Source organism: Luteimonas padinae (assembly GCF_014652935.1).
GTDB lineage: Bacteria > Pseudomonadota > Gammaproteobacteria > Xanthomonadales > Xanthomonadaceae > Luteimonas > Luteimonas padinae.
In genome coordinates this window covers 116,851-141,475 of the sequence record NZ_BMZT01000002.1, presented here as the reverse complement: position 1 = coordinate 141,475, position 24,625 = coordinate 116,851, and the positions used below count along the sequence as shown (strand labels likewise).

23 protein-coding genes and 2 tRNA genes are annotated in these 24,625 nt (G+C 68.8%); 2 read left to right on the top strand and 23 right to left on the bottom strand.

The features are described 5' to 3' along the window. Positions 1-10: 10 nt before the first annotated feature. Positions 11-1,522 carry a transcription termination factor NusA gene (gene nusA, locus IE168_RS02525; protein WP_189494911.1) on the bottom strand — a complete coding sequence of 504 codons (1,512 nt, stop codon included), beginning with the start codon at positions 1,520-1,522 and terminating at the stop codon, positions 11-13. 8 nt (positions 1,523-1,530) lie between these two features. Then, positions 1,531-2,136: a ribosome maturation factor RimP gene (gene rimP, locus IE168_RS02520; protein ID WP_189494909.1), complete on the bottom strand. Its 606-nt coding sequence runs from the start codon at positions 2,134-2,136 to the stop codon at positions 1,531-1,533. A 349-nt stretch (positions 2,137-2,485) separates the two neighbouring features. Between rimP and IE168_RS02515 the strand changes: the two genes are divergently transcribed. Both IE168_RS02515 and IE168_RS02510 read left to right on the top strand, forming a co-directional pair. Further along, on the top strand, positions 2,486-3,052 hold the full coding sequence (locus IE168_RS02515) for a DUF1190 domain-containing protein (RefSeq protein ID WP_189494907.1): 567 nt from the start codon (positions 2,486-2,488) through the stop codon (positions 3,050-3,052). Beyond that, positions 3,052-4,236, top strand: coding sequence for a glutathionylspermidine synthase family protein (locus IE168_RS02510; protein ID WP_189494905.1), 1,185 nt, complete (start codon positions 3,052-3,054; stop codon positions 4,234-4,236). The genes IE168_RS02515 and IE168_RS02510 overlap by 1 nt, the downstream gene beginning before the upstream one ends. A 472-nt stretch (positions 4,237-4,708) precedes the next feature. Here the strand turns inward: IE168_RS02510 and IE168_RS02505 are convergent. The 21 genes from IE168_RS02505 to accD form a co-directional block, all read right to left on the bottom strand. Further along, positions 4,709-4,785: transfer RNA gene (locus tag IE168_RS02505), tRNA-Met, on the bottom strand. Positions 4,786-4,867: 82 nt separating this feature from the next. Beyond that, positions 4,868-6,316: an NADH-quinone oxidoreductase subunit NuoN gene (nuoN, locus tag IE168_RS02500; RefSeq protein ID WP_189494903.1), complete on the bottom strand. Its 1,449-nt coding sequence runs from the start codon at positions 6,314-6,316 to the stop codon at positions 4,868-4,870. Positions 6,317-6,344: 28 nt separating this feature from the next. Then, positions 6,345-7,859, bottom strand: coding sequence for an NADH-quinone oxidoreductase subunit M (locus tag IE168_RS02495; RefSeq protein ID WP_189494900.1), 1,515 nt, complete (start codon positions 7,857-7,859; stop codon positions 6,345-6,347). A 13-nt stretch (positions 7,860-7,872) separates the two neighbouring features. Next, positions 7,873-9,933 carry an NADH-quinone oxidoreductase subunit L gene (gene nuoL, locus IE168_RS02490; protein WP_189494898.1) on the bottom strand — a complete coding sequence of 687 codons (2,061 nt, stop codon included), beginning with the start codon at positions 9,931-9,933 and terminating at the stop codon, positions 7,873-7,875. A 13-nt stretch (positions 9,934-9,946) separates the two neighbouring features. Continuing rightward, positions 9,947-10,270 (bottom strand): NADH-quinone oxidoreductase subunit NuoK, encoded by a 324-nt coding sequence (gene nuoK, locus IE168_RS02485; RefSeq protein ID WP_189494896.1) that lies wholly within the window; start codon positions 10,268-10,270, stop codon positions 9,947-9,949. Further along, positions 10,270-10,920: an NADH-quinone oxidoreductase subunit J gene (locus IE168_RS02480; RefSeq protein WP_189494894.1), complete on the bottom strand. Its 651-nt coding sequence runs from the start codon at positions 10,918-10,920 to the stop codon at positions 10,270-10,272. Before IE168_RS02480 ends, nuoK begins: the two co-directional genes overlap by 1 nt. Before the next feature lie 3 nt (positions 10,921-10,923). Beyond that, complete coding sequence (nuoI, locus tag IE168_RS02475; protein WP_189494892.1) at positions 10,924-11,412, bottom strand: NADH-quinone oxidoreductase subunit NuoI; 489 nt, start codon at positions 11,410-11,412, stop codon at positions 10,924-10,926. Then, on the bottom strand, positions 11,412-12,521 hold the full coding sequence (nuoH, locus tag IE168_RS02470) for an NADH-quinone oxidoreductase subunit NuoH (RefSeq protein ID WP_189494890.1): 1,110 nt from the start codon (positions 12,519-12,521) through the stop codon (positions 11,412-11,414). Before nuoH ends, nuoI begins: the two co-directional genes overlap by 1 nt. Further along, positions 12,518-14,764, bottom strand: coding sequence for an NADH-quinone oxidoreductase subunit NuoG (gene nuoG / locus IE168_RS02465; RefSeq protein WP_189494888.1), 2,247 nt, complete (start codon positions 14,762-14,764; stop codon positions 12,518-12,520). Before nuoG ends, nuoH begins: the two co-directional genes overlap by 4 nt. Beyond that, complete coding sequence (gene nuoF, locus IE168_RS02460; protein WP_189494885.1) at positions 14,761-16,107, bottom strand: NADH-quinone oxidoreductase subunit NuoF; 1,347 nt, start codon at positions 16,105-16,107, stop codon at positions 14,761-14,763. The genes nuoG and nuoF overlap by 4 nt, the downstream gene beginning before the upstream one ends. Before the next feature lie 14 nt (positions 16,108-16,121). Further along, positions 16,122-16,649: an NADH-quinone oxidoreductase subunit NuoE gene (gene nuoE / locus IE168_RS02455; protein WP_189494883.1), complete on the bottom strand. Its 528-nt coding sequence runs from the start codon at positions 16,647-16,649 to the stop codon at positions 16,122-16,124. Next, positions 16,646-17,950: an NADH-quinone oxidoreductase subunit D gene (locus IE168_RS02450; protein WP_189494881.1), complete on the bottom strand. Its 1,305-nt coding sequence runs from the start codon at positions 17,948-17,950 to the stop codon at positions 16,646-16,648. The genes nuoE and IE168_RS02450 overlap by 4 nt, the downstream gene beginning before the upstream one ends. Next, on the bottom strand, positions 17,947-18,735 hold the full coding sequence (locus IE168_RS02445) for an NADH-quinone oxidoreductase subunit C (RefSeq protein ID WP_189494879.1): 789 nt from the start codon (positions 18,733-18,735) through the stop codon (positions 17,947-17,949). The genes IE168_RS02450 and IE168_RS02445 overlap by 4 nt, the downstream gene beginning before the upstream one ends. Then, complete coding sequence (locus tag IE168_RS02440) at positions 18,728-19,315, bottom strand: NuoB/complex I 20 kDa subunit family protein (RefSeq protein WP_189494877.1); 588 nt, start codon at positions 19,313-19,315, stop codon at positions 18,728-18,730. Before IE168_RS02440 ends, IE168_RS02445 begins: the two co-directional genes overlap by 8 nt. Then, positions 19,306-19,662, bottom strand: coding sequence for an NADH-quinone oxidoreductase subunit A (locus IE168_RS02435; protein ID WP_189494874.1), 357 nt, complete (start codon positions 19,660-19,662; stop codon positions 19,306-19,308). Before IE168_RS02435 ends, IE168_RS02440 begins: the two co-directional genes overlap by 10 nt. Before the next feature lie 89 nt (positions 19,663-19,751). Beyond that, positions 19,752-19,836 (bottom strand) — tRNA-Leu (locus tag IE168_RS02430). A gap of 55 nt (positions 19,837-19,891) precedes the next feature. After that, a complete protein-coding gene (gene secG, locus IE168_RS02425; RefSeq protein ID WP_189494873.1) occupies positions 19,892-20,344 on the bottom strand; it encodes a preprotein translocase subunit SecG in 453 nt (150 codons plus the stop codon). Positions 20,345-20,369: 25 nt separating this feature from the next. Beyond that, a complete protein-coding gene (tpiA, locus tag IE168_RS02420) occupies positions 20,370-21,113 on the bottom strand; it encodes a triose-phosphate isomerase (RefSeq protein ID WP_189494871.1) in 744 nt (247 codons plus the stop codon). 99 nt (positions 21,114-21,212) lie between these two features. Then, positions 21,213-22,166, bottom strand: coding sequence for an isopenicillin N synthase family dioxygenase (locus IE168_RS02415; protein WP_189494869.1), 954 nt, complete (start codon positions 22,164-22,166; stop codon positions 21,213-21,215). 185 nt (positions 22,167-22,351) lie between these two features. After that, on the bottom strand, positions 22,352-23,716 hold the full coding sequence (gene glmM / locus IE168_RS02410; protein WP_189494868.1) for a phosphoglucosamine mutase: 1,365 nt from the start codon (positions 23,714-23,716) through the stop codon (positions 22,352-22,354). Then, a complete protein-coding gene (gene accD, locus IE168_RS02405; protein WP_189494866.1) occupies positions 23,713-24,600 on the bottom strand; it encodes an acetyl-CoA carboxylase, carboxyltransferase subunit beta in 888 nt (295 codons plus the stop codon). Before accD ends, glmM begins: the two co-directional genes overlap by 4 nt. Positions 24,601-24,625: the final 25 nt, after the last annotated feature.

Genomic DNA, 24,625 nt, shown 5'->3' with positions numbered 1-24,625 from the left:
CCCCGGTCTGTCAGCCTTCCGCCTCGAGGCGGGCGATCTCGCCCGCCCGCGCGGCCAGCACCAGCGCCGCGGCGCGGTCCTGGTCGAGATCCTCGATGCCGAACTCCAGCACCTCGTCGACGGCCAGGTCGGAGAGGTCCTCGGCGGTGCGCACGCCGTGGCCGGCCAGCGCGAAAGCGGTTTCGTCGTCCATGCCCTCGAGCGCGAGCAGGTCGTCGGCCGGCACGTTGTCGCCGATCTCCTCCTCCACCGCGAGCGCGTCGTTGAGCAGGGCGTCGCGGGCACGGGCGCGGAGTTCCTCGACGATGTCCTCGTCGAAGCCTTCCACCGCCAGCAGCTCGCCGACCGGCACGTAGGCGATTTCCTCGACCGTGCTGAAGCCTTCGGACACCAGGATGCCGGCGATCTCCTCGTCGACTTCGAGCTTCTCCTGGAACAGGGCGCGGGCCGCGGCCTGCTCGGCCTCCGACTTCGCGGTGACCTGGTCCTGGGTCATCACGTTGAGCTGCCAGCCCGACAGGCGGCTGGCCAGGCGCACGTTCTGGCCGCCCTTGCCGATCGCCTGCGCCAGGCGGTCCTCGGCGACCGCGAGGTCCATCGAATGCTTGTCCTCGTCGACCACGATCGACTGCACCTCGGCCGGCGCCATCGCGTTGATCACGAACTGCGCCGGGTTGTCCGACCACAGCACGATGTCGACGCGCTCGCCGTTGAGTTCGTTCGACACCGCCTGCACGCGCGAGCCGCGCATGCCGATGCAGGCGCCGATCGGATCGGTGCGGGTGTCGTAGGCGACCACGGCGATCTTGGCGCGGTCACCCGGGTCACGGGCGCAGGCCTTGATCTCGACCAGCCCCTGGCCGACTTCGGGCACCTCGAGCTTGAACAGCTCGATCATGAATTCCGGCGCCGCGCGGCTGATGAACAGCTGCGGGCCGCGGGGCTCGCTGCGCACGTCGTACAGATAGCCACGGATGCGGTCGCCGGCGCGCACGACGTCGCGCGGGATGGCCTTGTCCTTGGGGATGAAGGCCTCGGCGTTGCCACCGAGGTCGACGTAGACGTTACCGCGCTCGACGCGCTTGACCACGCCGGTGACCAGCTCGCCGACGCGGTCCTTCCACGCATCCACGACCTGCTGGCGCTCGGCCTCGCGCACGCGCTGCACGATCACCTGCTTCGCGGCCTGGGCGGCGATGCGGCCGAAGTCGACGTTCTCGATCTGCTCTTCGATGTAGTCGCCGACCTCGACGCCCTCGGCCTCGTCGACCGCGTCCATCAGGCGGATCTGGCGGTCGGGCGACTCCATCACCACGTCATCGGCCACCACTTCCCAGCGGCGGAAGGTCTCGTAGCTGCCGTCTTTGGGGTCGATCTGCACGCGGGTCAGCACGTCCTGCTCGAGGTAGCGCTTCTTGGCCGCGGTGGCCAGGGCCGCCTCGAGGGCTTCCAGGATCACCGACTCGGGCACGCCCTTCTCGTTGGCGACCGCATCGACGACCAGCAACAGTTCCTTGCTCATCTTCTGGTTCACTCCGCACTGGACGGCTTCGATGCCGCCGGCTTGTTGTTGGTATTGGATTTGCTGGCGGGCCCGCGCTTGCCGGGGCGTGCATCGCGCCCGGAGGCGTCCTTCGCCGGCCCGTAGCCCAGGGCCACCCAGTCCGGGACCAGGCGCGCCTTGTCGATGTTGCCGGCCGGCACCGCGAACGGCTGGCCGTCAACCTCGAAGGTGATGGCCTCGCCCTCGACCGCCGTGATCCGCCCGGTGAGGCGGCGGCGCCCGTCCTGCGGCAGCTTCAGCACGACCTTGGCCTGCTCGCCCAGGAAACGCTCGAAATGCGCGGGCGTGAACAGGAGGCGGTCGACGCCGGGCGAGGACACTTCCAGCGTGTAATTGCCGCTGATCGGATCCTCGACGTCGAGCTGGGCCGAGACCTCGCGGCTCACCGCCTCGCAGTCCTCGATGCCCACGCCCTGCCCTTCGGCGGACGCGTCGGCGCCGGGGCGGTCGATGTACAGGCGCAGCGTCGCCCCGCCCGGTGCCGGAAGATACTCGACGCCAAGCAGCTCCAGCCCCAGCGACTCGACGGTCGGCGAGAGGAGCTGTGCGATATCGGTCGACTTGTCCGTCACCTTGTCTCCCTGGAGTGGCGCCCGGCGGGGCCGGGATGCGAAAAACGACAAAGGGCCCGATGGGCCCCTTGTCCGATGCTGCTGGATCCGGTGCCGGCGCGCCTCGATGCGCACCGCGCGAGCCCGACTCCCGCAATCGAAAAAAGCCTCCTCGGAGGCCCTTCGGCGACTGCGAAAAGCTTGCAGCGGATGCAGGGACCTGCGCCTTGGCGCCTGATGCGGTCCTGCAGTGTCCCGCTGAGCCGCAGGATTATAGGCCTCGCCGCAGCCTCCCGCAAGCCGGCGTCCCGGCGCGGGCGGCATCGGGTAACCTCTGCGGCCCAGCCGCGATCAGCCACAGGTTTCCTCGATGAAGCGCTCCAGCAAGACCGCCCTCCTGCTCATGGGCTCCGCGCCCCTGCTGCTGGTCGCCTGCAGCAGGCAGCCCGAGGTGCAGACCTCGGAGGGCCTGTTCACGTCCGTCGAGGCCTGCACCGCCGAGACCATGCAGCCGGCCATGTGCCGGCAGGCCTTCGAAGCGGCGCAGGCGCAGGCCGACGCCGTCGCTCCGCGCTACGCGTCGCTCGCGGACTGCGAGGCCGAGTTCGGCGAAGGCCAGTGCGCGACCCGCCAGCAGGCCGGCGGAAGCTTCGTCGGCCCGCTGATGGCCGGCTTCGTGCTGTCGCAGATGATGAATGCCCGGGGCGGTGCGATGGCGCCGGCGCCGGGCGCAGGCCCCGCCGCGGCCGCGGCCACGGCCGGCAATGCCCGCGCCACGCCGGCCTTCCTGTCCAACCAGTCCGGCTGGCTGCGTCCGCAGGCGGGACCGGGCGGCGCGACCTCGCTCGCCCGCACCAGTCTGCAGCCCGACCGCGCGCCCACGGTCAGCCGCGGCGGCTTCGGCCGCTCCGGCGCGGGCCGCAGCGCCGGCGGCTGATGCGCCGGGTCGCGATCGAGGCGCGCCCCGACTGGCGCCAGCGCGCCGCCGACTGCGGCTTCGCCTTCCACACCATCGACGGCCTGCCCTACTGGGACGAAACCGCGTACTACGCCTTCGACCTGCGCCAGGTCGAGGACGACATCGAGGACCCGACCGCCGAACTGCACGCGATGGCGATCGATCTCGCCGCCGATGCCGCCGGCAGCCAGGAACTGATGGAGCGGCTGGCGATTCCCGACACCGCCCGCGACCAGGTGGCGGACAGCTGGCGACGGCGCGACCCGCACATCTACGGCCGCATCGACCTCGCCTACGACGGGCGCGGGCCCGCGAAGCTCTACGAGTACAACTACGACACGCCGACGTCGCTGTTCGAGGCCGCCTTCTTCCAGTGGGACTGGCTGGAGCGGCAGCGCGAGGCCGGCGCCCTGCCGCGCGAGGCGGACCAGTTCAATTCCATCCACGAAGCCCTGGTGGCCCGCTTCGTGGAGATCGCGGGCCAGCTGCCCGCGCCGCTGTACTTCGCGGCCTCCGGCGGCAGCGCCGAGGACCAGGGCACCGTCGACTACCTGCGCGACTGTGCCGCCCAGGCCGGCATCGAATCCGGGAGCATCGCGCTGGAGGACATCGGCCTGTCCGCCAACGGCCGCTTCACCGCCACCGACGACGCGGTGATCGCGAGCCTGTTCAAGCTCTATCCGCTCGAGGACCTGTTCGCGGACGAGTTCGCATCCGCCCTCCCCGGCTCGGGGCTGCGCCTGCTCGAACCACCGTGGAAGCTGCTGCTCAGCAACAAGGGCGTGCTGCCCCTGCTCTGGGAGCGCCATCGCGGGCACCCCAACCTGCTGCCCGCCGAGTTCGACGCGGGCGGCGCGCTGCCGCCAGGCTGGGTCCGCAAGCCGCTGTTCTCGCGCGAGGGTGCGAACATCGAGATGCACCTGGCCGACGGTGCGCGTCTCGAGCAGCCGGGGCCCTATGCAGGCCCGGCGATCCGCCAGGCGCTGCACCTGCTGCCGGCGTTCGAAGGCGCGTGGCCGCTGGTCGGCAGCTGGGTGGTGGGCGACAGGGCCTGCGGCATGGGCATCCGCGAGGACGACTCGCCGATCACCCGCGACAGCGCCCGCTTCGTGCCCCACGCGATCATCGGCGACGGCCGCAGGCGGATGGTGCTGGAGGCCTGACCGGGCCTTCGGGCCAACAGCGATGCAAAAGAAGAGGTTCTTCTCCCAACTGAGGGAAAGGGCACGTGGGAGCATCGCGGCGCTTCGACGCATGGCGCCAAAGCGTGCAAGGCCCCGGCGGGCCGTTGGAAAAAGCGCGGCGTGGGCCATTGTCCCTTGCGTGAGCCGCGAGGCGCGTCAACGCTCTGCCCTTCTCCACCTGCTCAGGGTGCGACGCTTCCACCATCCCTCGACCGCCGACACTGTTCCGGACTGCGGTGCGATGCCTGCTGACGGGAAGTCAAGGAGGAGGCTGTGGCCGCAGGCCGCAGCCGGGGGACATGAGCGGCAGCAGGCATCGCACCGCAGCACGACCACCCTCCAGCCGGCCGCGTCAGGGATCAGCGCAGCGCGCGATCCCTCACTTGGGAGAAGAACCAAAAAAACGGCGCCCCTGTTGCCAGGGACGCCGTCCGGACTGCTGCAGAAAACATGGTAGCGGGGGCAGGATTTGAACCTGCGACCTTCGGGTTATGAGCCCGACGAGCTGCCAGACTGCTCCACCCCGCAGCAGAAGAACATTATGCAGGAAGACCTGCTTTTTCGCAAGCTTCGTGCGTCATGTCCGCTCGGAAGCTTGCGGCTTTCCCGGTCAGGCGAACGCCGCCTGGCACCAGGCCATGATCGGACTCCAGGCGAAGCCCAGCACCAGCAGCGCCAGCGCGTTGACCGCGAACAGCGCCTTCAGCGGCATGCTGTCCCGCGCCTCGATCTCGCGGCCCTCGGGCTCGTCGAAGTACATCACCTTGATCACGCGCAGGTAGTAGAACGCACCGATCACGGCGAACACGATGCCCAGGATCGCGAGCCACAGCATGTCGCCTTCGATCGCCGCGCGCAGCACCACCAGCTTGGCCCAGAAGCCGAGGAAGGGCGGGACACCGGCCAGCGAGGCCATGATCACCAGCACCATCGCCGCCATCCACGGGCTGCGGGCGTTGAGGCCCTTGAAGTCGTCGATGCGGTCGGCCTCGAAGCCGTTGCGCGCGAGCACCACGATGGCGCCGAAGGCGGCCGCCGACATGATCGCGTAGCTGATCGCGTAGAACATCGCCGCGGCGTAGCCCTCGGGACCGCCGCCGGCCAGGCCGAGCAGCAGGAAGCCGACGTGCGACACCGTCGAATACGCCAGCATGCGCTTCAGGTTCGACTGCGCGATGGCGAAGATGTTGCCCACCGCCAGCGACAGCGCCGCCAGCAGCGCGACCATCAGCTGCCACTGGTCCTGCAGCGGGCCGACGCCGGATTCCAGCAGGCGATAGGCCATGCCGAACACGGCCAGCTTCGGCGCCGAGCCGATGAACAGCGACATCGGGGTCGGGGCGCCGTGATAGGCGTCGGGCAGCCACATGTGGAAGGGCGCGGCGCCGAACTTGAAGCACACGCCGACCACCAGGAACACGGTGCCGGTCAGCAGCAGGGTGCGGGTGCCGCCGTCGACGGTGGCCGCGGCGCCGGAGATCGTCGCGAGGTCGAGGCTGCCGGTGGCGCCGTAGACCAGCGACATGCCGAACAGCAGCAGGCCGGAAGCGAGCGAACCGAGCACGAAGTACTTCATCGCCGCTTCCGAGCCCACCGGGTTGTCGCGGTCGATCGCCACCAGCGCGTACTGGCAGAGCGCCAGCAGCTCGAGGCCGACGTAGACCGTGGCCAGGTTCGGCGCCGAGACCAGCAGCATCATGCCGACGGTCGCGAACAGCATCAGCACCGGCAGCTCGCCCTTGTACAGGCCGCGTTCCTGCATGAAATGCCACGCGTAGCCGAGCGACATCGCGGTCACCACCAGGATGAAGACCTTGAGCACGTCGCTCGCGGTATCGCGCACGAACATGTCGGCCAGCACCATGCCCTGCCCGCCCACGCCGGCGACGATCATGGCGGCCGCGGCCAGCAGGACCGCGATCGCGAGCGAATGGGTCACCACGCGGCGGCGCTCGCCGATGAACAGGTCCAGCATCAGCAGCGCGAACGCGCCGATCACCACCACGAGCTCGGGCGCCAGCGGCGCGATGTCGGCCAGCGTCCGGACGGGAGGGGTCATAGCTCCAGGCATCATCGCGTCACGTTCCTCAAAGCTTGCTGTTGGCGAGCAGGCCCGCCAGCTGCGCGATGGACGGTTCCATCAGGTCGGTCAGGGGCCTGGGCCAGAGGCCGATGAGCAGCACGCCCACGGCGAACACGCCCAGCACCAGGGCCTCGCGGCCGTTGATGTCCTTCATGGCGGCGACGTGCGCATTGCCGACCTCGCCGTACATCACCCGCTTCACGAGCCACAGGGTGTAGCCCGCGCCCAGGATCAGGGTGATGGCGGCCACGAAGGCGATCAGCGGGTGATGCTGGAACGAGGCCACGATGACCATGAACTCGCCCACGAAGCCCGAGGTGCCCGGCAGGCCGGAGTTCGCGAAGGCGAACAGCACGTAGAAGGCCGCGAACCAGGGCATCACGTTGGCCACGCCGCCGTAGTCGCGGATCATGCGCGTGTGCATGCGGTCGTAGAGCACGCCGACGCAGGTGAACATCGCACCGGAGATGAAGCCGTGCGAGATCATCTGCACCATCGCGCCCTGCATGCCCAGGCGCGCGGCCTCCGGGTTGCCGGTGTCACGCACCAGCGCGAAGGCGATGAAGATGCCGAGCGTCACGAAGCCCATGTGCGACACCGACGAATACGCGATCAGCTTCTTCATGTCCTGCTGGACCAGCGCCACCAGGCCGACGTAGACCACCGCCACCAGCGACAGCGCGATCAGCAGCCAGGCCCACTCGTGGCCGGCGTCGGGCGTGATCGGCAGGCTGAAGCGCAGGAAGCCGTAGCCGCCGATCTTCAGCATGATCGCCGCCAGGATCACCGAGCCGCCGGTCGGCGCCTCGACGTGCGCGTCGGGAAGCCAGGTGTGCACCGGGAACATCGGAACCTTGACCGCGAATGCCGCGAGGAAGGCGAAGAACAACCACATCTGCTCGGTGGCCGTGAGCGGCAGCGAGTACAGGTCGGGAAGCTGCCAGCTGCCGCCCTTGAGGTACAGGTACACCAGACCAACCAGCATGAACACCGAGCCGAGGAAGGTGTACAGGAAGAACTTGATCGACGCGTACACGCGACGCGGGCCGCCCCAGACGCCGATGATGATGAACATCGGGATCAGCATGGCCTCGAAGAACACGTAGAACAGCATCGCGTCCACGGCCGTGAACACGCCGATCATCAAGCCCTCGAGGATCAGCATCGAGGCGTAGTACTGGCTCACGCGCCGGTCGATCGAGCTCCAGGCGCCGATCAGCACCAGCACGGTGACCAGGGTGGTGAGCAGGATCAGCGCCACCGAGATGCCGTCGGCACCCAGGTGGTACTGGATGTCGTAGGCCGGGATCCACTCCCGGGCCTCGACGAACTGCATCGTGGCCGCGGCCGCCGAAGCGTCGTAGCCGGTGAACAGCGGGACGCTGATGGCGAAGACCACCAGCGCGATCGCCAGCGACAGCCAGCGCGCGGCGCCGGCACGGTTGCCGAGCGCGAGCACCATCGCGCCACCGAGGATCGGCAGCCAGATGAGGATGCTGAGGAGAGGCCAGTTCGACACGTATCGTCTTCCGTCAGGTCCAGAGGTAGATCAGCACGGCCAGGAGCAGGATCAGGCCGACGATCATCGCGAATGCATAGTCATAAAGGCGGCCCGACTGCAGCCGGCGCACGACGCCGGACACCAGGCCGACCAGGCGTGCCGCGCCGTTGACGAACACGCCGTCGATCAGGCGGTTGTCGGCGACGCTGGACGCCTTGCCCAGCTGCAGGCTGCCGCCCGCCAGGCCGCCGATCCAGAGGTCGTCGGCCCAGTACTTCTTCTCCAGCACCTTGACCGGCAGCGCGAACACGCTGCGCGCCCTGGCCGCCAGCTCCGGACGCCACCAGTACATGACCGTGGCCAGCGCGAAGCCGGCGAAGGTCAGCCAGAACGCAGGCGTGATGAAGCCGTGCAGCGCGAAGGCGACCGGGCCGTGCCAGACCTCGGCGGCGACGCGGGCCAGGGTGTTGTTCTCCGGCAGCAGGTCGATCGCACCCGAGAAGAACGGCATCACCTGTTCGTGGCCCGCCCAGTCGGTTCCGAACAGCATCGGGCCGGCGGTGAAGAAACCGATCGCGATCGACGGGACCGCCAGCAGCACCAGCGGCAGGGTCACCACCCACGGCGATTCGTGCGGTTCGTGCGCGCCATGGCCGTGGTCGTCATGGCCGCGGCCATGGTCGTCGGCGTGGGCCTCGCGGAAGCGCTCCTTGCCGAAGAAGGTCAGGTACAGCAGGCGGAAGCTGTAGAACGAGGTCACGAAGGCGCCCAGCAGCACCGCCCAGTAGCCGTAGGTGCCGACCCAGCCCATGCCCTCGGCGCCGTGCCTGGCGGCCTCGATGATGGTGTCCTTCGAATAGAAGCCGCTGAAGAACGGGGTCGCGACCAGGGCCAGGGTGCCGATCACCATCGTCCAGAAGGTGATGGGCATGTACTTGCGCAGGCCACCCATGCGCCGCATGTCCTGCTCGTGGTGCATGGCGATGATCACCGAGCCCGCGCCCAGGAACAGCAGCGCCTTGAAGAAGGCGTGGGTCATCAGGTGGAACACCGCCGCCGAGTAGGCCGACACGCCCAGCGCCACAGTCATGTAGCCCAGCTGCGACAGCGTGGAGTACGCGACCACGCGCTTGATGTCGTTCTGCACGATGCCGATCAGGCCTGTGAAGAAGGCCGTGGTGGCGCCGATGAACAGCACGAACTGCAGGGCGACCGTGCTCAGCTCGTACAGCGGCGACATGCGCGCCACCATGAAGATGCCGGCGGTGACCATGGTCGCGGCGTGGATCAGCGCCGAGATCGGGGTCGGGCCTTCCATCGAGTCCGGCAGCCACACGTGCAGCGGCACCTGTGCCGACTTGCCCATGGCACCGATGAACAGCAGGATGCAGATCAGGGTGGCGACCGACCAGGCATGGCCCTCGAAAACCTCGACCACCTGCCCTCCGCCGATCGTCGGGCCGGCGTTGGCGAACACGGTCGCGTAGTCGAGCGTGCCGAACCAGTAGGCCACGGCCGCGATGCCCAGCAGCATGCCGAAGTCGCCGACGCGGTTGACCAGGAAGGCCTTGAGGTTCGCGAACACGGCCGTCGGGCGCTTGAACCAGAAGCCGATCAGCAGGTACGAGACCACGCCCACCGCTTCCCAGCCGAAGAACAGCTGCAGGAAGTTGTTGGCCATGACCAGCGCCAGCATCGAGAAGGTGAACAGGCTGATGTAGCTGAAGAAGCGCTGGTAGCCCGGGTCGTCTGCCATGTAGCCGATGGTGTAGATGTGCACCAGCAGCGACACGAAGGTCACCACCACCATCATCATCGCCGTCAGGCGGTCGACCATGAAGCCGATGTTGACCTCGAAGCCGGCCACCTGGAACCAGGTGTAGACGTTCTCGTTGAACGGCGCGGCGCCCTGCACCACCAGCTGCCAGAGCACGAAGCACGACAGCGCGCAGCTCACCGCCACGCCGAGGATGGTGGCCACCTGGGCACCGGTGCGACCGACCTGGCGGCCAAACAGACCCGCGATGATCGCGCCCAGCAGCGGCGCGAGCACGATCGCGATCAGCATCGCCTTGGAGATAACGATTTCCATGCCAGGCATTCCGTCAGCCCTTCAGCGTGTCGATTTCGGCGACGTTGATCGTGCGCCGGTTGCGGAACAGCGTGACCAGGATCGCCAGGCCGATCGCGGCCTCGGCCGCGGCCACGGTGAGGATGAAGAACACGAAGACCTGCCCCGCCGCGTCGCCGAACTCGCGCGAGAAGGCGATGAAGTTGATGTTCACCGAGAGCAGCATCAGCTCGATGCACATCAGCAGGATGATCACGTTCTTCCGGTTGAGGAAGATGCCGGCCACGCTGATGCAGAACAGCGCGGTGGCCAGCGTCAGGTAGTGCCCCAGCGCGAGGCCCTGTCCGAGGAACTCCATCACTTGCCCTCCCCGTTGGTGGCATCGGTGGCCGGTGTGTCGTCGGCGACGTGCACCGAGGCCGGCATGTCGACCATGCGCAGGCGGTCGGCGGCACGCGCGCGGACCTGCTCGCCCGGCACCTGGTGCTTGGTGCCCTCACGGCGACGCAGCGTCAGCGTGACCGCGGCGATCACCGCCACCGTCAGGATCACCGCGGCGACCTCGAACGGCAGCAGGAAGTCGGTGAACAGGCGGCGCGCCAGCCACACCGTGTTCGACACCCCCGCGGCCTCGACCGGGTCGGGCGCGAAGGGCGTGGCGACGAAGGCCATGATGCCGATCAGCGACAGCAGTTCCAGCAGCATCACCACCGCCACGACCAGGCCCACGGGCAGGTAGCGCACGTAGCCCTCGTTGATGGCGACCAGGTCGATGTCGAGCATCATCACCACGAACAGGAACAGCACCATCACCGCGCCGACGTAGACCAGGATCAGGGCCACGCCGAGGAACTCGGCGCCGGCGATGATCCAGGTGCAGGCCACGCTGAAGAAGGTCAGCACCAGGAACAGCGCCGAGTGCACCGGGTTGCGTGCGCCGATGACGCCGATGGCGCCGGCGATCGCGGTCGCCGCGAAGACGAAGAATGCGAGCTGTACGAAGTCCATGGCTTACCTGTATGCGGCGTCGGCGGCGCGGCGCTCGGCGATTTCCGCCTCGAGGCGGTCGCCCAGCGCCAGCAGCTGCGGCTTGGTGACGATGTTCTCGCCGCGGTTCTCGAAGTGGTACTCGTGGATGTGGGTCTCGACGATCGAGTCCACCGGGCACGATTCCTCGCAGAAACCGCAGAAGATGCACTTGAACAGGTCGATCTCGTAGCGGGTCGTGCGGCGCGTGTTGTCATCGCGCTGCTCGGAGTCGATCGTGATAGCAAGCGCAGGGCATACCGCCTCGCACAGCTTGCAGGCGATGCAGCGCTCCTCGCCGTTCGGATACCGGCGCAGCGCGTGCAGCCCGCGGAACCGCGACGACTGCGGGATCTTCTCCATCGGGTACATCATCGTGTACTTCGGGCGCCACAGGTACCGGAAGGTCAGCGCCATGCCGCGAAGCATCTCGATCAGCAGCAGGCTACGCGCCCAGGAAACGAACTTGCCCATCACGCACCTGCCTCAAACACGCCGAAGTACGCCATCAGTGCCGTCACCGCGATCCAGGCGATCGACAGCGGGATGAAGACCTTCCAGCCCAGCCGCATGATCTGGTCGTAGCGGTAGCGCGGGAACGAGGCGCGGAACCAGACGAAGCAGCTGGCGAAGAAGAACACCTTCGCGAACAGCCACCACCAGCCGTCACCCAGGATGACCGAGAGCAGCGGGATGTCCGGGATCCAGGCCGCCGGGATCGGCGACAGCCAGCCGCCCAGGAAGAAGATCGCGGTGAGGAAGCTCACCAGGATCATGTTGGCGTACTCGGCCAGGAAGAACAGCGCGAACACCGCGCCCGAGTACTCGACCATGTGGCCGGCCACGATCTCGCTCTCGCCTTCCACCACGTCGAACGGCGCGCGGTTGGTCTCGGCCACGCCGGACACGAAGTAGATGACGAACAGCGGCAGCATCGGCACCCAGAACCACTCCAGGAAGCCGCCGTCGCCCGACTGCGCCATCACGATCTCGGACAGGTTGAGGCTGCCCGCGCCGACCATGACGCCGACCAGCGCGAAGCCCATCGCGATCTCGTAGCTCACCACCTGGGCGGCCGAACGCATGGCGCCGAGGAAGGCGTACTTCGAGTTCGAGGCCCAGCCGGCCAGGATCACGCCGTAGACGCCCAGCGACGTCATCGCCAGCAGGTACAGCAGGCCTGCGTTGGCGTTCGACAGCACCAGCTGCGCATCGAACGGCACCACCGCCCAGGCCGCGAACGCAGGGGCCAGGGTGATCAGCGGCGCGAGGATGTAGAGCACCTTGTGCGCCGCGCTGGGACGGATGACTTCCTTGAACAGCAGCTTGAAGACGTCGGCGAAGGCCTGCAGCACGCCGAAGCCGACGTACATCGGGCCGTGGCGCACGTGCATCCACGCGATCAGCTTGCGCTCCCAGACCACGTAGAAGGCCACCGCGATGATCACCGGCATGGTGATCGCGAGGATCAGCAGCACCAGCCAGATGACGGTGCCGACGGGGCCCAGCGAGTCCAGCCAGGCGCGGAAGGGCTCGAGCCAGCCGAGGAGCACGCTGGCGGTGTTGTTCGTCGTCGTGCTCATGCGGCCTCCACCCGCACCGCGCCGGCGCCCAGCGCCGCGGTGGCGCCATAGCCGGATTCAACCAGGACCGCACCACGCGCCACGCGGCTGCTGGTGGCGACGGGAAGCGTCGCGGTGCCGGCGCCGTTGGCCACGCGCGCCATGGCGCCTTCGCGCAGGCCGGCCGCGGATGCGTCTTCGGGATGCAGGGTGATGCGCGCACCCACGGTCAGCGGATGCGCCTGCAGCGCCGCGGCGCGGCGCGTCACGCCATCGACGCGGTAGATCGCCTGTGCGACCGCGAGCTCCAGCCCGCCCTCGCCCGCCACCGGGGCGGTGCCGCGCGCGACCTCGACCTCGCGCGGCGCCACCAGCGCACGCGCGCCGGCGAAGTCGGTGAAGTCGAAGCCCACGACGCCCAGCAGGCCGCCGAGCGCACGCAGGGCCTTCCAGCCCGGACGCGCCTCGCCCGGCAGCTTGCCGCCGGCGACGGTGCGCTGTTCGCGGCCGTCGAGGTTGGTGAGGCTGGCGTCCAGCTCGGGCAGCAGGCCGATCGGCAGGATCACGTCGGCGACGCGACGGGTCGACTGGCAGGCGAAGTGGCTGAACGCCACGACCTGCGCGCCGCCCAGCGCCTGCATCGCTTTCGCCTGGTCGGCGAAGTCGAGGCCCGGCTCGATGCCGTAGATGACGTAGCCGGCGCGCGGCTGGGCCAGCATGGCGCCGGCATCGCGCGAGGCCGGCAGCACGCCCAGGCGCGCCAGGCCGACCGCGTTCGCGCCCTGCGGGATCCGGCACAGCGCGGCGTTGGCGCGGCTGGCGAAGTCGGAGGCCGCGCGACGGATGGCGGCGGCGTGGATGCCGCACTCGGCCAAGGCGCCGACGATCACCACCGGGCGCGACGCACCCTCGATCGCGGCGGCGAGCCCGACCGAACCCACCACCTCGGCGATCCGCGACGGCGGCACGATGGCCTTGTGCGCGATGTCGAAGGTGAACTCGAAGTCCGCCGGATTGACCACGTACACCCTGGCCCCGGCGCGCCAGGCCTTGCGCACGCGCTGGTGCACCAGCGGAAGCTCATGGCGCAGGTGGCTGCCGACGATCACGATGGCATCGGCCTTCTCGATGTCTTCGACCGGCATGCCGAAGGCTTCCGCCGCGGCGCCGTCGGAGAGGTCGTGCTGCGCGATGCGGTGGTCGAGGTTGCCGGTGCCCAGGCCCTCGGCCATGCGGGCGAGCAGCGCGCCCTCCTCGTTCGAGGTCGACGGGTGCACCAGGATGCCGAGGTCGTCGGCGGCGTTGTCGCGCAGGATCTGCGCGGCCTTCGCCAGTGCCTCGTCCCAGCTGGCCTCGCGCCAGTCGCCGTCGTCGCCGTTGGAGGCGACGCGGACCATCGGGCGCACGGCGCGGTCGTCCGCGTACAGGCCCTGGTGCGAATAACGGTCGCGGTCCGACAGCCAGCACTCGTTGACCGCGTCGTTGTCGCGCGGCACGGTGCGCATCACCTCGCCGCGGCGGGCGTGCAGGAACAGGTTGCTGCCCAGCGCGTCGTGGTAGCCCAGCGATTCCTTCGCGATCAGCTCCCAGGGGCGCGCGCGGAAACGGAACACCTTGTTGGTCAGCGCGCCCACCGGGCAGACATCGATCACGTTGCCCGAAAGCTCGGTGGTCAGCGGCTTGCCGTCGTAGGTGCCGATCTGCAGGTTCTCGCCGCGCTTCATGCCGCCGAGCTCGTAGGTGCCGGCGATCTCGGCGGTCACGCGGACGCAGCGCGTGCAGTGGATGCAGCGCGTCATCTCGGTGGCCACCAGCGGACCCAGGTCCTCGTCGGCCACGGTGCGCTTGCGCTCGGCGAAGCGGCTCACCGAGCGGCCGTAGCCGATCGACAGGTCCTGCAGCTCGCACTCGCCGCCCTGGTCGCAAACCGGGCAGTCGAGCGGATGGTTGATCAGCAGGAACTCCATGACGTTGCGCTGCGACTTCAGCGCCTTCTCGCTGCGCGTCTGCACGCGCATGCCGTCCATCACCGGGGTGGCGCAGGCCGGCGCGGGCTTGCCCATCTTTTCGATGTCGACCAGGCACATGCGGCAGTTGGCCGCGATGGACAGCTTGTCGTGGTAGCAGAAGCGCGGGATCGGGATGCCGGCCTTGTCGGCGGCCTGGATGATCATCGAACCCTTGGGCGCGGCCATCTCGACGCCGTCGATGAAGACGGTGACGTGGTCGGGCGGCAGGTTCGGGTTCACGGGCTGGGCGCTCATGCCGCGGCCTCCGTCGTCGCGTCGACGATCGAGCGGCCGTGCTCGATGTAGTACTCGAATTCGTGCCAGAAATGGCGCAGGAAGCCCTGCACCGGCCACGCGGCGGCCTCGCCGAACGCGCAGATGGTGTGGCCCTCGATCTGGCCTGCGGAGGCGCGCAGCATCTCCACGTCCTCCATGTTCGCCTTGCCTTCGACGATGCGGGTCAGCATGCGGTGCATCCAGCCGGTGCCTTCGCGGCAGGGCGTGCACTGGCCGCAGGATTCCTGCCAGTAGAAGCGCGAGATGCGCTGGCAGGCGCGCACCATGCAGGTGCTGTCGTCCATCACGATGACCGCGCCCGAGCCCAGGCCCGAGCCCGCCTTCTGCAGCGCGTCGTAGTCCATGGTCAGGCCCATCATGGTCTCGCCCGGCAGCACCGGCATCGACGAGCCACCCGGGATCACGCCCTTGAGCGTGCGCCCCGGGCGCAGGCCGCCGGCCATCTCCAGCAGCTCGGAGAACGGCGTGCCGAGGCGGATCTCGTAGTTGCCCGGCTTCTGCACGTGGCCCGAGACCGAGAAGATCTTGCAGCCGCCGTTGTTGGGCTTGCCGAGGCCGGCGAACCACTCGGGGCCGTTGCGGATGATCGCCGGCACCGAGGCGTAGGTCTCGGTGTTGTTGATCGTGGTCGGCTTGCCGAACAGGCCGAAGTTGGCCGGGAACGGCGGCTTGTAGCGCGGCTGGCCCTTCTTGCCTTCCAGCGACTCCATCAGCGCGGTCTCTTCGCCGCAGATGTAGGCGCCGGCGCCGAGCGCGTTGTGGATGTCGATGTCGATGCCGGAGCCGAGGATGTCACGGCCGAGCCAGCCGTTGGCATAGGCCTCGGCCAGCGCTTCCTCGATGTGCTCGAAGGGCTCGTGGTGGAACTCGCCGCGCATGTAGTTGTAGGCCACGCTGGAGCCGGTGGCGTAGCACGCGATCGCCAGGCCCTCGAGCACGGCGTGCGGGTTGTAGCGCAGGATGTCGCGGTCCTTGGCGGTGCCCGGCTCGGACTCGTCGGAATTGCAGAGGATGTACTTCTGCATGTCGCCCTTGGGCATGAAGCTCCACTTCACGCCGGTCGGGAAGCCCGCGCCGCCACGCCCGCGCAGGCCGGACTGCTTCACCATCTCGATGATGTCGGCCGGCGGGATCTTTTCGGTCAGCACCTTGCGCAGCGCCTGGTAGCCGCCGGTCTTGAGGTAGTTCTCGTACGACCACGGCTTGTCGAAGTGCAGCGTGGTGTAGACGGCCTGGTGCTCCTTCGGCGCGGGGCCGACGGGGCCGTAGCCTTCGGAGACGTGGGTGTGGGAGTGCGCCATGCCTGCGTCGAGCCTCACTTCAGTCCGTCGAGCAGCTCGTCGACCTTCGCGGCGTCGAGCTTCTCGTGGTAATGGCCGTTGATCACGACCACCGGGGCGCCGCAGCACGCGGCCACGCACTCTTCCTCGCGCTTGAGGTAGACGCGGCCGTCGGCGGTCGACTCGCCCAGCCTGCAGCCGAGCTTCTTCTCGGCGTGCGCGACCAGGTCCTCGGCGCCGTTGAGCCAGCAGCTGATGTTGGTGCAGAAGGCGACGTTGTTGCGGCCGACCTCCCGCGTCTCGAACATCGAGTAGAAAGTCGCGACCTCGTAGGCCCACACCGGCGGGATGCCGAGGTACTTCGCCACCGCGGCGATCAGCTCGTCGGTCAGGAAGCCGCCGTTCTGCTGCTGGGTCGCGAACAGCCCCTGGATCACGGCCGAGCGCTTGCGGTCGGGCGGGAACTTGGCCACCCAGTGGTCGATGTGCGCGCGCGTGTCGTCGCTGAGCACCGCCAGCGGGTCCACGTTGCGGGCATTCTCGAAGTTGCCGGTCGCTTTCATCGGTCCACTTCTCCGAAGACGAGGTCATAGGTGCCGACCATCGCCACGACGTCGGACAGCATGTGCCCCTTCACCACCGTGTCCATCGAGGACAGGTGCGCGAAGCCCGGGGCACGCAGGTGCACGCGGAAGGGCTTGTTGGCGCCGTCGGAGACCAGGTAGCAGCCGAACTCGCCCTTGGGCGCCTCGACGGCCTGGTAGGTCTCGCCGGCGGGCACGCAGTAGCCCTCGGAGAACAGCTTGAAGTGATGGATCAGGGCTTCCATGTCGTCCTTCATCTCCTCGCGGGAGGGAGGCGCGACCTTGAAGTTGTCGACCATCACCAGGCCGGGATTGGCACGCAGCCAGTCCACGCACTGCGCGATGATGCGGTTGGATTCACGCATCTCGGCCACGCGCACCAGGTAGCGGTCGTAGCAGTCGCCGTTGACGCCGACCGGCACCTTGAAGTCGACCTGGTCATAGCGCGCATAGGGCTGCTTCTTGCGCAGGTCCCATTCGATGCCCGAGCCGCGCAGCATCACGCCGGACATGCCCCAGGCCATCGCCTGCTCCGGCGGGATCACGCCCACACCGACGGTGCGCTGCTTCCAGATGCGGTTCTCGGTGAGCAGGGTCTCGTACTCGTCGATGCGCGCCGGGAAGTCCCTGGTGAAGGCCTCCAGGAAGTCGAGCATCGAGCCGCCGCGCCACTCGTTGAAGCGCTTGAGCTTGGCGCCCTTGCGCCAGGGCGACTCGCGGTACTGCGGCATGCGCTCGGGCAGGTCGCGGTACACGCCGCCAGGGCGGTAGTAGGCCGCGTGCATGCGCGCGCCGCTGACCGCCTCGTACACGTCCATGAGCTCTTCGCGCTCGCGGAACGAGTACAGCATTACCGCCATCGCGCCGAGGTCGAGGCCGTTGGAACCGATCCACATCAGGTGGTTCAGGATCCGCGTGATCTCGTCGAACATCGTGCGGATCCACTGCGCACGCTCCGGCGCCTCGATGCTCAGCAGGGTCTCGATCGCACGGACGTAGGCGTGCTCGTTGCACATCATCGACACGTAGTCGAGGCGGTCCATGTAGCCGATCGACTGGTTGAACGGCTTGGACTCGGCCAGCTTCTCGGTGCCGCGATGGAGCAGGCCCACGTGCGGATCGGCACGCTGCACTACTTCGCCGTCCATCTCCAGGATCAGGCGCAGCACGCCGTGCGCGGCCGGATGCTGGGGACCGAAGTTCAGGGTGTAGTTGCGGATTTCCTGGCGGGCTTCGGCCGGGTTGCTGGCCAGCAGCTCGCTGGGGGGCTGGATGCTCACTTGGTGTCTCCTGCCGCGGCATGGCCGCGCACCGTCCCGACCTTGAGGTCGCGGTCCTCGCCGACCGAAGTGGCGTAGCGGGCGTCATCGCGGATCACGCGCGGCACCAGCACGCGCGGCTCGACCGAGGTCACCGGCTCGTAGACCACGCGCTGCTTTTCCTGGTCGTAGCGCACTTCGACGTTGCCGATCAGCGGGAAGTCCTTGCGGAACGGATGGCCGATGAAGCCGTAGTCGGTCAGCAGGCGGCGCAGGTCCGGATGGCCCGGGAACACGATGCCGAACAGGTCGAAGGCCTCGCGCTCGAACCAGTTCACGCCCGCCCAGACGTCGCACAGCGAATCCACCACCGGCAGCGCGTCGTCCGGCGCGAAGCAGGTCACGCGCAGGCGGCGGTTGTTGGCGATCGACAGCAGCTGCACCACCACCGAGAAGCGGTTCTCGGGCAGCGGGATCGCGCCCTCGCCGTCGGGCTGGTCGAGCTGCTGGGTGAAGGCCTCGCCGTAGCGGAAGCGGCCGGGGCCACGCCCCTCGACGCCGCGGCTGAAGCCTTCGGACGAGGTGTTGGTGTCCCACTCGTCGGTACCGTAGCCCAGGTGGTCGACGCCGCAGAGGTCGACGAGGACCTCGAAGCCGAATTCGTCGCGCAGCACCCGGCAGGACTCGCGCCATTCGGACGCGGCCAGCACGATGCCGACCTCGCCACGCGGCAGCGTGACGTCGACGAAGGCCTGCGGGAAGCGCGCGCGCAGGCGCGCGGCGAACGCGGTCGCGGACTCAGACATTGCGCTGCCCCGTCTTCTCGTCGCCGAAGTTGGTCGAGCGGCGGATCTTGCGCTGCAGCTGCAGGATGCCGTGCACCAGCGCTTCGGCGGTCGGCGGGCAGCCGGGCACGTAGATGTCGACCGGAACCACGCGATCGCAGCCACGCACCACCGAATAGGAGTAGTGGTAGTAGCCGCCACCGTTGGCGCAGCTGCCCATCGAGATCACCCACTTGGGATTGGGCATCTGGTCGTACACGCGCCGCAGCGCCGGGGCCATCTTGTTGCACAGCGTGCCGGCCACGATCATCACGTCGGACTGGCGCGGCGACGGGCGGAAGATCACGCCGAAGCGGTCCATGTCGATGCGCGCGGCACCGGCATGCATCATCTCCACCGCGCAGCAGGCCAGGCCGAAGGTCACCGGCCACATCGAGCCCGTGCGTGCCCAGTTGAGCAGGATGTCCGAACTCGTGGTGACGAAGCCCTGTTCCAGCAGCGGGTTCTCGCCCTCGGGGCGCAGGATGTCGTCGACGCGGCCCTCGGACAGCGGGTTGCTTGCCGCATCCGCAAGGCTGCGCGCAGCCTGGATCACTCCCATTCGAGCGCTCCCTTCTTCCACACGTAGATGAAACCGATCAGCAGCATGCCGACGAAGATGCCCATCTCGATCAGGCCGAGCACGCCGAGTTCGCGGAACACGGTGGCCCAGGGCACGATGAAGATGATTTCCAGGTCGAAGACGATGAACTGGATGGCGATGAGGTAGTAGCGGATGTCGAACTGCATCCGCGAGTCCTCGAACGCGGGGAAGCCGCACTCGAAGGCCGTGTACTTGTCGGCGAACTGGAACTTGGGTCCGAGCGTGTTGCCGATCAGGATCAGGGCGACGCCGATTCCGGTGGCGACAAGAAGAAACAGCAGGGTCGGCAGGTATTCGGCCAGCACGGTGTTCTCTCGGCTACGGGCCGTACGCAGCGACCCTTTGCTTGCTGGTGCCGGGCGGGACCATGACCGGTCCCGCCCGACGCTTTGTATGGTGCCCAAGGGGGGACTCGAACCCCCACGACCTAAGCCGCTACCACCTCAAGGTAGTGCGTCTACCAATTCCGCCACCTGGGCAAATCTTGCTACTTCCACCCCGCATGGCTGCGGGAGCGCGACATTGTAATCGCTATCAGCCGCCCTGCGGGACTTCCTGCCCCGTTTCCCCCTGCGCGGGGGGCGATGCGGCGGGCGGCTGGTCCTCCGGCACGGCGGGAACCGTGGCGTCGGGGACGACCGGCGCGGCCTGGGGCGCCGCGGGAACCGCACTGTCGGCTGCCGGGGCCGCGGGGGCCGCGGGGATTTCGGACATCACACCCAGATCGACCGCGGCCGGACCGGCCTGGCGGGCCATGTGCGTGGCCTGCCACGCCATGAACAGGGTCAGCGCGAAGAAGACGATCGCAAGCCACTTGGTGGACTTGGTCAGGAAGCTGGAGGCGCCCCGGGCGCCGAACACGGTGGCCGACGCGCCGCCGCCGAAACCGGACCCGGCCTGGGCGCCCGCGCCGCGCTGCATCAGGATCAGCGCGATCATCGAGATGGCGACGAGCACGAAGACGATGTTGAGGATGAGCTGCAGCATGTTCCAGTTCTCTTGTGCCCGGCGGTCAGCGGACCGCCGCGGCCACGATGGCCATGAAGTCCGCGGCCACCAGCGAAGCTCCGCCGATGAGGCCTCCGTCGACGTCGGGCTGGGCGAACAGCTCGGCGGCGTTGGCGGGCTTCACGCTGCCGCCGTAAAGGATCGGCAGCGAATTTCCAATCTTAGCATCCCTCGCAGCGACCTCGCTACGGATGAATGCATGGACGTCCTGGGCCTGCTGCGGGCTGGCGGTCAGGCCGGTGCCGATCGCCCAGACCGGTTCGTAGGCCACCACGGCATCGGCGAAGCCCTCGGCGCCCACCAGGTCCAGCACCGGGCGCAGCTGCGAGGCGATCACGGCCTCGGTGGTGCCGCCCTCGCGTTCGTCCTTCGACTCGCCCACGCACAGGATCGGACGCAGGCCGGCGGCCAGGGCCGCGGCGAACTTGCGCGCGACCAGGCCGCTGTCCTCGCCATGGTACTGGCGGCGCTCGGAGTGCCCGACCAGGGCGAAGCGTGCGCCAGCGTCGGCGAGCATCGCGGCCGAGACTTCGCCCGTGTACGCGCCGTCACCATGTTCGCTGACGTCCTGGCCACCGAAGCCGAGGCCGCGCCCGCCGTGCGCCTCCACCAGGCCCGCCAGCAGGGTGGCCGGCGGCAGCACCACCACCTCCACGCCCGCGGCCGGCGCGATCCCCGGCAGAAGCTGCGCGGCGAACTCGCGACTGCCATTGAGCTTCCAGTTGCCGGCGACGATGCGGGTGCGCATTCCAGTGACCTCGGGTGTGGCGGGAGCGGGGATTCTAGGCGTTCGCGCGCATTCCGTCATGGCCGCGCGCCGCGGCGCGGCCGTGACGGTGCGTGCGGGTCAGGCCAGCTTGATCTCGCGCAGGCGCTCTTCGAGGTAGCCCTGCGCGGTGATCGGCTCGGGATAGCGGCTGGGATTGTCCGGCGTGATGCACGACGGCAGCACGTCGATCAGGAAGTCCGGGTTCGGGTGCAGGAAGAACGGCACCGAATAGCGCGGCTGGCGCGCGAGCTCGCCCGGGGGATTGACGACGCGGTGGATGGTCGACGGATACACGTGGTTGGTCAGGCGCTGCAGCATGTCGCCGATGTTGACCACGATGGTGTCCTCGTCCGAGGTGAAGGGCACCCACTCGCCGTCGTGCGACAGCACTTCCAGGCCCGCGGCGCTCGCGCCCACCAGCAGCGTGATCAGGTTGATGTCGCCATGCGCGCCGGCGCGCACGTTCGGGATGTCGTCGGCGGTGATCGGCGGATAGTGGATCGGGCGCAGGATCGAGTTGCCGACATTGGTCTTGTCGGCGAAGTAGTCCTCGGGCAGTCCGATGTGCAGCGCGAGCGCACGCAGCACCTGCGAGCCCAGGTCGTCCAGGGCCTGGTACAGGGCGTAGCCCTTTTCACGGAACTCCGGCACTTCGGCGGGCCACTGGTTGGGCGGCATCACGTCGCGGTACTTCGAGCCGTCGGGGATCTCGCGGCCGATGTGCCAGAACTCCTTGAGGTCGAAGTGCTTGGAGTCCTTGGCGGTTTCGACGCCGAACGGCGTGTAGCCGCGCGCGCCGCCGCCGCCGGGCACGTGGTACTGCTTCTTGGTTGCTTCGGACAGCGCGAAGAAGGCCTTGAACGCGGCGTAGGCCTCGTCGATCAGCGGCTGCGGGATGCCGTGGTTGCGGATGCCGGCGAAGCCCCACTCGCGGTAGGCGGCGCCGAGGTCGGCCACGAAGGCCTCGCGGTCGGCGGGGCTGGCGGGATGGGTGAAACGGCGGATGTCGAGGGTGGGGATTCGCGGGGCCATGGCTCACTCGGAAGGCGGCGCCCCCGGGCGGGGGCGCAGGGCGTCCATGATACTGCCCCGCCCCGTGGGAGCGGCTGTACCTGCCTGCAGGAGCGGCAGCAGCCTGTGGGAGCGGCTACAGCCGCGATCGCCGCCATGGCGGCTCCTACAGAAGCCGCCGGATGGCTCCGAAGAAGAACCGGGGCTCAGGCCGCGGCCTGCACCGCCGCGGCCAGCCGTTCGAGGGTGGCAGACACCAGGGCTTCGTCATCGGCCTCCACGGTCACGCGCACCACCGGCTCGGTGCCCGAAGGCCGCAGGAACGCCCTGCCCCGGCCTTCGACGGCGCGCTGCGCCTCGGCCAGCGCCGCCTGCACGCTTGCGGCGTCCGCCGGCTTCGCGCCGTTGGCGATGCGCACGTTGACGGTGCGCTGCGGCACCTTGCGCAGGTCGCGCAGCGCGTCGGCCAGTGACAGGCCGCGCCGGTGCAGCACCTCCAGCACCTGCAGGGCGCTGACGATGCCGTCACCGGTGGTGGCGCGGTCCAGGCATAGCAGATGGCCCGACGCCTCGCCGCCGAGGATGCCGCCATGCTCGACCAGGGCCTGGTGCACGTAGCGGTCGCCCACCTTCGTGCGCATGAAACCGATGCCGCGCCTGGCCAGCGCCTGCTCGAGCGAGAAGTTGGTCATCAGCGTGCCGGCCACCGGGCCGCGCAGGCGCCCGCTCTCCTGCCAGTCGCAGGCCAGCAGGTAGACCAGGTCGTCGCCGTCGCGGACCACGCCGTCGCCGTCGACGAACATGACGCGGTCGCCGTCGCCGTCGAAGGCGATGCCAAGCTCGGCGCCGGTCGCGCGCACGCGCTCGGCCAGGCCTTCGGGATGGGTGGAACCGACGCCGTCGTTGATGTTGGTGCCGTCCGGATCGACGCCGATCGCGTCGACCCGCGCGCCGAGCTCGCGCAGCACCATCGGCCCGATCTGGTAGGTCGCGCCGTGCGCGCAGTCGACGACGATGCGCATGCCTTCGAGATCGAAGCTGCGCGGCACCGAGCCCTTGCAGGCCTCGACGTAGCGGCCGACCGCGTCCCGCGTGCGCACCGCCTTGCCCAGGCGGTCCGAGGCGACGGTCGAGAACGGCTGGTCCAGCGCGGCCTCGATCGCGAGCTCGGTGGCATCGTCGAGCTTCTCGCCCTCGGCGGAGAAGAACTTGATGCCGTTGTCGTGGTGCGGATTGTGCGAGGCCGAGATCACGATGCCGCCGTCGGCGCGCATCGAATGCGTCAGGTGCGCGACGGCCGGGGTCGGCATCGGCCCCATCAGCTGCACGTCGACGCCGGCGGCGACCAGGCCGGCCTCGAGCGCGGCCTCGAACATGTAGTTCGAGATCCGGGTGTCCTTGCCGATGATGACCAGCGGCTTGCGCCACTCGCCCCCGCTCTTGACCTGCGCGGTCAGCGCGTGGCCGTAGGCATTGCCCAGGCGCAGCATGAAGTCGGCCGAGATCGGGCCCTCGCCCACCCGCCCGCGGATGCCGTCGGTGCCGAACCAGCGGCGCTTGCCGGCGCTCACGCCGCGGCCTCGTCGGCCGGCGGCGCGGGCTGGCGCATCAGCATGGCCAGCAGGCTGGCGATGCGCTCGCGCATCTCGCGGCGGTCGCAGATCTGGTCGATGGCGCCGTGCTCGACCAGGAATTCGGAGCGCTGGAAGCCTTCGGGCAGGGTCTCGCGCACGGTCTGCTCGATCACGCGCGGGCCGGCGAAGCCGATCAGGGCCTTGGGCTCGGCGAGGTTGATGTCGCCCAGCATCGCGAACGAGGCCGAGACGCCGCCGGTGGTCGGGTGCGTCATCACCGAGATGTAAGGCAGGCCCGCCGCGCGCAGGCGGCCGAGCGCGGCCGAGGTCTTGGCCATCTGCATCAGCGAGAACAGGCTCTCCTGCATGCGCGCGCCGCCGCTGGCGGAGAAGTTCACGAACGGCGAGCCGATCTCGAGCGCGCGCTCGGCGCCGAGCGTGAAGCGTTCGCCGACGACCGAGCCCATCGAGCCACCCATGTAGGCGAAATCGAAGGCGCTGGCGACGATCGGACTGCCCTTGAGACGCCCTTCCATCGCGACCAGCGCGTCGCGCTCGCCGGTGGACTTCTGCGCGGCCTTGATGCGGTCGGAATACTTTTTCTGGTCGCGGAAGCGCAGCACGTCGGTCGGCCCGAGGCGGGCGCCGATCTCGCTGCCGGTGCCGGCGTCGAGGAAGGCGGCCAGCCGCGCGCGCGCGCGGATCGGCATGTGGTGGGCACACTTGGGGCAGACCTCGAGGTTTTCCTCGAGCTCGGGGCGGTAGAGCACCGCGCCGCAGCTGTCGCACTTCTCCCACAGCCCTTCGGGCACGCTGCGCTTGCGTGCGGGGCTGCCCTCGGTGCGGATGCGGGCGGGCATGAGTTTCTTCAGCCAGGACATGCGTTGCTTGATCCTCTGCGGACGG